Genomic DNA, 861 nt, shown 5'->3' on the forward strand with positions numbered 1-861 from the left:
GCGCACCGGGGCCGCGAAGAGGCGGGGCGGTGCGATCTCCGGAGCCGGGGCGAAGGCCGCGTCCAGTCGTGGTGCGGTGTGCGTCATCGTCGTCATCGAGTTCCCTCCCCATGCCCTCGCGCCCCCGGTGCGCCGTGGCGGAGCGCACGCTATGCGCTCCTGTGGGCGGTGGGACCCGAGTTGGGCGGGATGTCACTCGAACGGGGAGTCGGGCGGGAACGCGGGAACCGCCCGCACCGGTCGGCCTTTCGCGCCGGGGTGCGGGCTGCGATGATCGGGGCGGACGTTGTTAACCCGCGTTAACCGGAGGGTGTCATGAGCGAGGAACGGTACGGGGAGTTCGTGCTGGTGCGGCGGCACGGGCACGTCGCGGAACTCGCCCTCGACCGGCCGAAGGCCATGAACGCCGTGTCGACGGAGATGGCCCGGTCGCTGGGGGCCGCGTGCGCGGCACTGGGGGACGACAAGGACGTACGGGTGGTCGTACTGACGTCGACGCACGAGCGGGCGTTCTGTGTCGGGGCGGACCTGAAGGAGCGGAACTCCTTCAGTGACGCCGACCTGGTGCGCCAGCGGCCGGTGGCCCGCGGCGCGTACACCGGGGTGCTGGAACTCCCGGTGCCGACCGTCGCGGCGGTGCACGGCTTCGCGTTGGGCGGCGGCTTCGAGTTGGCCCTGGCGTGTGACGTGATCGTGGCGGACCGCACGGCCGTGGTGGGGCTGCCGGAGGTGTCGGTCGGGGTGATCCCGGGCGGTGGGGGTACGCAGTTGCTGCCCCGGCGGGTGGGGGCCGCCCGGGCCGCGGAGCTGATCTTCACGGCACGGCGGGTGGAGGCCGGTGAGGCCCGGGCGGCCCCCACC

At 73.6% G+C, this 861-nt stretch carries 1 protein-coding gene; it reads left to right on the plus strand.

The window, feature by feature from the left end; translation table 11 throughout:
• Positions 1–315 precede the first annotated feature (315 nt).
• Positions 316–861, plus strand: a 546-nt coding sequence (locus HLK59_RS50255) for an enoyl-CoA hydratase/isomerase family protein (RefSeq protein WP_171148363.1), incomplete at its 3' end; no start/stop codon positions are given.

Source organism: Streptomyces sp. S3(2020) (genome assembly GCF_013044505.1).
GTDB lineage: Bacteria > Actinomycetota > Actinomycetes > Streptomycetales > Streptomycetaceae > Streptomyces.